Source organism: Chloroflexota bacterium (assembly GCA_018829775.1).
Classification (GTDB): domain Bacteria; phylum Chloroflexota; class Dehalococcoidia; order Dehalococcoidales; family RBG-16-60-22; genus E44-bin89.
Genome location: JAHJTL010000034.1, coordinates 26,682 through 34,334, shown reverse-complemented (window position 1 = coordinate 34,334; position 7,653 = coordinate 26,682). Strand labels below are relative to the sequence as shown.

Annotated in this window: 6 protein-coding genes; 4 read left to right on the top strand and 2 right to left on the bottom strand. The window is 50.6% G+C overall.

The features are described from left to right. Positions 1-12 precede the first annotated feature (12 nt). Both KKD83_03695 and KKD83_03690 read right to left on the bottom strand, forming a co-directional pair. Positions 13-243 (bottom strand): DUF2007 domain-containing protein, encoded by a 231-nt coding sequence (locus tag KKD83_03695; GenBank protein ID MBU2535256.1) that lies wholly within the window; start codon positions 241-243, stop codon positions 13-15. Between the two features lie 6 nt (positions 244-249). Continuing rightward, positions 250-1,188, bottom strand: a complete 939-nt coding sequence (locus tag KKD83_03690) for a ribose-phosphate pyrophosphokinase (protein ID MBU2535255.1) — start codon at positions 1,186-1,188, stop codon at positions 250-252. A gap of 295 nt (positions 1,189-1,483) precedes the next feature. Between KKD83_03690 and KKD83_03685 the strand changes: the two genes are divergently transcribed. The 4 genes from KKD83_03685 (at position 1,484) to KKD83_03670 (ending at position 7,651) form a co-directional block, all read left to right on the top strand. Beyond that, entirely contained in the window at positions 1,484-3,124 is a 1,641-nt protein-coding gene (locus KKD83_03685) for a CTP synthase (protein ID MBU2535254.1), read from the top strand. Positions 3,125-3,281: 157 nt separating this feature from the next. Further along, complete coding sequence (gene rho / locus KKD83_03680) at positions 3,282-4,544, top strand: transcription termination factor Rho (GenBank protein MBU2535253.1); 1,263 nt, start codon at positions 3,282-3,284, stop codon at positions 4,542-4,544. A gap of 84 nt (positions 4,545-4,628) precedes the next feature. Then, positions 4,629-7,241: an oligosaccharyl transferase, archaeosortase A system-associated gene (locus KKD83_03675; protein MBU2535252.1), complete on the top strand. Its 2,613-nt coding sequence runs from the start codon at positions 4,629-4,631 to the stop codon at positions 7,239-7,241. A gap of 83 nt (positions 7,242-7,324) precedes the next feature. Next, positions 7,325-7,651: a hypothetical protein gene (locus KKD83_03670; protein ID MBU2535251.1), complete on the top strand. Its 327-nt coding sequence runs from the start codon at positions 7,325-7,327 to the stop codon at positions 7,649-7,651. Positions 7,652-7,653: the final 2 nt, after the last annotated feature.

Here is a 7,653-nt window from a genome sequence, read left to right as displayed (position 1 = left end):
CTGCCCAGCCACTTAAGCATCCTCTTCCTCCCTGATGAGCTCTCTGGCCTTATCGGCCACATCTTCCCAGACCATGATGGCAACCTCGCCCATGCCATCAATGGCGAACGCGTGTACGGAAGGGGCGGCGTTCGCTTTCATCAGGCACGGTATGCCATTGCTCTCCAGAAAGCTCTTGATAATCCGGGCTTCAGCCTCGCTGGTTGCCCGGTATATTTCCACCGTCTTTTTATGCTTTGTCACCGCTGCTCACTCGAACATGGCCCCTATGGACAGCCCGGTATGGATGCGGTGAATGGCCTCGCCGAGCAGTGGCGCCATGGAGAGAACCTTTATCTTGTCCACTTTTTTCTCATCCTTCACCGGAACGGTATTGGTCACGACCACTTCCTTTACCGGACAGGAGTCGATTTTCTGAATCGCTGGCCCGGAAAAAATGGGATGAGTACAGCAGGCATATACGCCTTTGACACCGTTCTCAATCAGCGTCTCAACAACGTTGACCAGAGACCCCGCCGTATCTATCTCATCATCCACGGTGAGCGCGGTCATGCCCTCCACCTCACCGATGACGTTCAGTGTCTCCGCCTGGCCTACATTACCGAAACGTCGCTTCTCCATAATGGCCAGCGGCGCGTTGAGTTTCTCGGCCAGGTCCCGCGCCCGCTTGGTGATACCGATATCGGTGGCTACCACCACCAGGTCATTAAATTTGCTTTCTTTAAAATAATTAGCCAGTAAATTCAGAGCTGTCAGCTCGTCCACCGGTATGCTGAAGAAACCCTGAATCTGCGCCGCATGCAGGTCAACGGTCAGCAATCGGTCCGAGCCGGCTACAGTCAGCAGGTCAGCAATAAGCCTCGCGGTGATGGGGACGCGAGGCTGGTCTTTCTTATCGGTTCGCCCGTAGCCATAGTACGGCACGACCGCCGTAATTCGCTTGGCTGAAGCCCGTTTGAGGGCGTCTATCATAATCAACAGTTCGACGAGGTTGGTGTTAACCGGTGAGCACAATGGCTGAATGACAAAGGTATCACGCTCGCGAACATTCTCCAGAATGCGGACAAAGATATTCTCGTTGCTGAACTGAAATACCTCGTTCTTCCCCAGAGGTATGCCAAGATAATTGACCACCTCCTTGGCCAGCTCCGGATGGGCATTGCCCGTGAATACCTTTAACTCATCCATCGGCGCCTGTCTCCTTTAGCCATAGTGCTTAGTCCATATAGATTATAGCACGATTAACCGCCCGCCTCACTACCATAAGTTTTAATTGCTCCTAACTTGACAACACGCATTTGTATCTTTATAATAAAAGAAACTCCCCATCAAAAACTTGACAGCTAACGTTATTTCTGTATAAATTAACAAGAACGTCCCCCTGTAATCGGTGCCCTCTGTTGTCAAAGTCCAACCTCAATAAACATGCTGCCAAGAAAAGTGAAGGTTTTTCTTGATTGTTTTGTAAAATTTGGTTTCCTGTATGCCAAAGTATATCTTTGTAACTGGTGGTGTAGTTAGTTCTGTTGGCAAGGGTGTAACCGTCGCTTCCATGGGCACCATTCTGAAGAGTCGTCGGCTCAAAGTCACGGCACAGAAACTCGACCCCTATCTCAATGTTGACCCGGGCACGATGTCCCCTTACCAGCACGGTGAAGTGTTTGTCACCCGGGACGGTGCCGAGACTGACCTTGACCTGGGTAACTACGAGCGCTTCATTGACGTTGAAGTAACCCAGGAGTCGAACGTTACCTCAGGCCAGATATACAGCGCAGTCATTGCCAAGGAGCGACGGGGGGATTTCCTCGGCGGGACGATTCAGGTTGTGCCTCACGTCACCTCCCAGATAAAGTCGTGTTTTAAAAGCCTGGCAGATAAGTCCGGTGCGGACGTTATCCTCATTGAAGTCGGCGGCACGGTGGGCGATATCGAGGGCCAGCCCTTCCTTGAAGCCATCAGGCAGATGCGCAACGACGTCGGGCGGGACAATGTGCTTTACGTTCACGTTACGCTGCTCCCTTATCTTAACGCGACCAAGGAGCTGAAGACAAAACCCACCCAGCACAGTGTCAATGAGCTGCGCCGCATGGGTATCCAGCCTGACATCATTATCTGCCGCAGTGACCTTCCGATTCCGGAAGGTATTAGGGATAAAATATCCCTGTTCTGCGACGTGGAACGAGAGGCAGTTATTCCTCTGCCGACCGTATCCACGATTTATGAAATACCTCTCTTGCTGGATGAAGCGGGTCTCGGGCGATTACTCGCGCACAAGCTTCACCTGCCGACCAAAAGAAGCAATTTAAAAGAATGGCGCAACCTTGTGGAACGATTGAAAACGGACCACGAGCCGGTAAATATCGCGCTGGTGGGCAAATATGTTGAATTAACCGATGCCTATTTTTCGGTGCGTGAGGCACTATGCCACGCCGCACTGTACCACAATAGAGGGTTGAACCTTTTCTGGGTGCACTCCGAAGACCTGGAACGTGATGGCTGCGATTCGCTGCTCAGGTCGGCGCAGGGCATCATCGTTCCCGGCGGCTTCGGCATCCGGGGTATTGAAGGCATGGTCAGAGCCGCCAGCTACGCGCGGACCAATGAAATTCCCTACCTTGGCCTGTGTCTGGGACTGCATGTAATGGTCATTGAACTTGCCCGCCATGCCCTCAGGTCAAAGAAGCCGAATTCCACCGAGTTCGACCCCGATACGCCCTACCCGGTGATTGATATCCTGCCGGAGCAGAAAAAGGTACACGAAAAGGGAGGCACGATGCGCCTGGGCAATTACCCCTGCAATTTGGCTCCCGGCACCCATGCCGCACAGGCCTATGGCCAGAGCCTGATTCATGAGCGCCACCGGCATCGCTATGAGTTCAATAATGATTTTCGCGCCACGCTGGAAAAAGCCGGCATGGTCTATAGCGGCCTCTCGCCGGATAATCGGTTGGTGGAAATCTGCGAACTGGCTAATCACCCCTGGATGGTAAGCTGCCAGTTCCACCCTGAATTTGGTTCCCGACCCAGCCGTCCCCACCCGCTTTTCCGCGATTTCGTCGGTGTGGCCAAGGACGTGCTGCGCGAAGGTGCGCAGCCACCCCTGCCTCTTTCCGCAGAACAGTGAGGATGCAATGAACTTCTTTTCGAGACAGCAATCCGCAGCCAACGATTTGTCAGCCACGCAGAGCTTTTTCAATATATCTAAGATTATTAATTCAAACTATCAAACGATAACTAATCCCCATCCGACGAGAAAAGGGGCACGGAAGTGAGGTGACACGATGAACATGGAAGACCTGGAAGGCAAAACGCAAGCCGAGCTGCTAACACTGGCCAAGGAAAAGGGCATCGGCGAGGCAGAGAGCCTGGACAAGGAAGACCTGGTCACACAATTAATCAAGGCAGATATTGAACAGGAAGGCCACGTATTCTGCCGCGGTATCCTGGATATCATGAGTGACGGCTACGGTTTCCTCAGGCAGGATACGCTGCTGCCCAATCAAGCCGATGTCTATATTTCCCCATCACAGATTCGCCGCTTTGGCCTGCGCAATGGCGATATGATTGTCGGACAGGGCAGACTGCCAAAAAGCAATGAAAAATATTACAGCCTCCTTCAGATACTGTCTATTAATAACATCAACCCCGACCACTGCAAAGAAAGGCCTCACTTTGGCTCGCTCACCCCTACCTTTCCCGACCGGCTCATCAACCTGGAACATTCAGCCAGTGAGCTTTCCACGCGTTTGATGAATATGATCGCACCAATCGGCCGCGGTCAGAGAGGCATGATTGTTTCCCCACCCAAAGCAGGTAAGACAATGCTGCTCAAGGCTATTGCCAATGCCACGTCGACCAACTACAGCGATATTCATTTGCTTGTCTGCCTTATCGGGGAGCGCCCTGAGGAAGTCACCGATATGAAACGCTCGGTGAAAGGGGAAGTTATCGGCGCCACCTTCGATGAGATGGTAGAGAACCAGACGCGCGTCGCTGAGCTGGCTCTGGAGAGGGCCAAGCGCATCGTGGAAAGCGGGAAGGATGTGTTTATCCTCCTGGACGGTATCACCCGCCTCACCCGTGCCTACAACCTGGCGATGCCCTCAAGCGGTCGTACTCTTTCCGGCGGCATTGACCCCTCGGCGCTTCACCCCGCCAAGCGTTTCTTCGGCGCCGCCCGCAACACTGCTGAGGGCGGCAGCCTCACCATCATCGCCACCTGCCTTGTTGATACCGGCAGCCGCATGGACGACCTCATCTATGAAGAATTCAAAGGCACCGGTAATTTGGAGCTCCATCTCGACCGGCGGCTGTCAGAGCGACGTATCTTCCCAGCCATGGATATCCAGCGCAGTGGCACACGCCGGGAAGAACTCCTCATTGAAGAAAACAGCCTGAGCAAGATATGGCTGCTGCGACGCATGGTCGGCATGATTGCCTCTGATTCAACTAACTTTACCGACGCCACCGAGCGTATCATCGACCGACTGCGTAAAACGAAGAACAATGCTGAATTTCTGGACAGCCTGAACAAGGAGACGTAAATTGTCCTGCCGATACGGTGAGAGCAGCCACGGCGGCAAAGTCTTCCTGAACCCCAGAACCCATCCACCTGAGAGGGCTGGCAGATGAGTGATGAGAGCACGAACGGGGGGAAAAGGCTTTCCGCCGGAACCGTGGCCGGTTTATGCCTGGCGCTGTTCTTCGGCATTTCCCTGTTCATTCGGGCCTACCTTCCATATGACCACGTCTTCATCGGCGAATGGATCAAGTTTACCAGCGTTGATGCTTACTTCCACATGCGCCTGGTGGACAATCTGGTGCATAACTTCCCCAACCTCATTGATTTTGACCCATACCTGCTCTACCCTTTCGGTATGAATCTGGACAACATCCATTTCTTTGACTGGTTTCTGGCGGGTATAATCTGGGTTATCGGCCTTGGTTCACCAACTCAGCACACCATTGACGTCATCTCGGTATATTTTCCCGCCGTACTGGGCGCGCTCACCGTTATTCCGGTTTTTTTCATCGGCAAGGAGCTATTCGGACGCTGGGCCGGCGTCATTTCCGCCGGTCTAATCGTCATACTGCCCGGCGAATATCTAGGACGCTCAATCCTTGGCTTCACCGACCACCACGTTGCCGAGACGCTTTTAACTGCCCTCACCATGATGTTTCTCATTATGGCGGTAAAGCGGGCACATGAAAGCGGCCTGACGGTTCAGCATCTCTGGAACAGGGACTGGAAAGTAATCCGCAAGCCGGTTATCTATAGCCTGCTCACCGGTCTTTCTTTAGGAGTCTACCTCGTGACCTGGGTTGGCGGATTGCTCTTCGTTTTCATCATTCTTCTTTACTTATCAATTCAGTTCACCATCGACCATCTGAAGCGAAACAAGACTGATTATCTCCTGCCGGCGGGCACAATAACATTCTTTATTGCTTTAATAATCTATGTCATATTCGTCGGCGGCACGTTTACCTCCAAGCCTTCCAGCGTAATACCCTGGCTCTCTCTGCTCATGGCAGCGTTTCTTCCCATCATCCTGCACGTAATCTCCCGTAGATTTAAAATCTGGAAAATCAAATTATATTACTACCCCGTCACGCTAGTTGCGTTGGGCGTGGCGGCCCTTTTCATTGGGCGTGCCATTTATCCTGACTTCATAAGAAACGTATTAGACGTGTTCAATATGTTTGCATCACGTACCATAATAGAAATGCAGCCCTTCCTTCGCCCGACGGGGGAATGGACTGCCCAACTTATCTGGGGTAACTTCAATACTAATTTCTTCCTGGCCGCTCTCATCATATTCTATTACATGATTTATTATTTTCTTCACATATTCATTGGTGGGAAGATTTCCCGACTTAAAATAGGTAGCTTTAAATTATTTCCGGAATCACTTCCCGCAGAAACAAACATCTTGCTAATATGGAGCCTTATAGTACTGCTGGCAACACTTGGGCAACGTCGGTTTGCCTACTACCTGGCAGTCAATATCGCCTTACTTTCTGGTTTCCTGTCCTGGCAATTCTTCAAGATAAACAAGGACGTTCATCCTTCCGCCAAGCACTTAAATATATTTGTTTCCATTGCTATGATTATCTTCCTCATTTTTTATTCCGGCGTCAGCCCTGCGATTATAGCTATCTTGGTAGCAATGCTCATCACTTATATAGGCTGGCAATTTTTGCAGGCGCTGGATTTTTTAAAATTTTCCAAACCCAAGCAGGAACCGCAAAAAAAGAGCAAGTATAAAGGAAGGTCACCTGCAGGATTTTCTTCTGCCTTGTACTATGTAAACATCGTTGTGGTGATAATCGTTATATTTTTCCTAATCTTCTTCCCCAACATAAGTCCAGCAAAAAGCGTTGCCTCTGCGGCTGCCTTTGCCCCACCCAACGCCTGGGTAAGTTCACTAGACTGGATGAAGGAAAATACTCCAGAACCTTTTGGCGACTCGAATTTTTACTACGCGTTCTATGAGCCCCCTGTGTCCGGTGAACAATATAATTACCCTGATTCCGCTTATGCCGTCATGGCCTGGGTTGACTACGGCTACTGGATCACCCGTATTGCCCAGCGACCGGTTAACCTAACCCCGGGGCCCGGAGGGTTTTATGTGGCCAAATACTTCCTCTCTCAGGGTGAAAACTCCTCTCAGGAAGTAGAGTGGAAAACGAATTGGGAACAGGAAATAATCCCAGAGAGCGATATAGTCGACAAAATGGGTGCCAGATATATCATGCTTGACAATCAGACCATAACGAGCAAGCTCTATGCACTAATCTTTTGGTCAAATCAAGAAGCATCTAAATATTTTGATATCTATCTGGAACCCAAGCCAGATAATAAAAATATGCTTGTCGGAACGCTGTATTTACACCCTGAGTATTACCGCTCACTGGCGGTCAGGCTATACAACTTCGATGGCAAGGCGGTAACCCCAGCGCAGGTAGAGGTCATTTCTTACCAAGAAAGGCCTCTAAAGGAAGGAGGCACTGTTAAAGTAATCGATGGCAAACAAGTTTTCCCCAGTTATGAAGAAGCAAAGAGCTACATATCGGAGCAGAAATCGGGGCAGTTCCAGATTGTTGGCGAAACTCCGTTTATCAGCGCGGTACCTCTTGAGGAATTAGAACACTACAAACTGGTTTATAGCTCCCCGGAGTCCTTACCTCAACCCGGTGTGAGCAATGTGCCCATTGTGAAAATATTTGAATATGTGAAATAAATACTCTCTTTTAACGCTTATCTTCACTTGACAAAAACGGTCGAAAATCCCCCTATTATATAGGGAGGCGGAGGTTATATTACATGCAGATAAGGAAGACTTACAAAGAGGTTAATCCAGAACTGCTCTATGCCGAAATAAGGGATTTTATTCTGAAGCAGGGAGCTAGTCTGGGCGAGGAAAAGATGGAAACGTACGCTCTGCCCAGCGACACCTCTTCATTTATCACGCGGGGCACTCTGACCTTCAGAGTTCAGGAAAAGGAATGCCTGCGGGCCCACGTCGTTGGCTCCGCCAGAACGGAAACCAAGGTGATGCTGGACATTGATGATAAGCTCTTCTCGCAGGAGAAATTGTCAGCGTTGCAGGAGGACCTGGACTTTATTTTCGGTCCCTACGAGGTGAAATAAGT

Coding starts and splice junctions, on each gene's coding strand:
- KKD83_03675 (MBU2535252.1), top strand. CDS start 4,629: ATGAGTGATGAGAGCACGAACGGGGGGAAAAGGCTTTCCGCCGGAACC.
- rho (MBU2535253.1), top strand. CDS start 3,282: ATGAACATGGAAGACCTGGAAGGCAAAACGCAAGCCGAGCTGCTAACA.
- KKD83_03670 (MBU2535251.1), top strand. CDS start 7,325: ATGCAGATAAGGAAGACTTACAAAGAGGTTAATCCAGAACTGCTCTAT.
- KKD83_03685 (MBU2535254.1), top strand. CDS start 1,484: ATGCCAAAGTATATCTTTGTAACTGGTGGTGTAGTTAGTTCTGTTGGC.
- KKD83_03690 (MBU2535255.1), bottom strand. CDS start 1,188: ATGGATGAGTTAAAGGTATTCACGGGCAATGCCCATCCGGAGCTGGCC.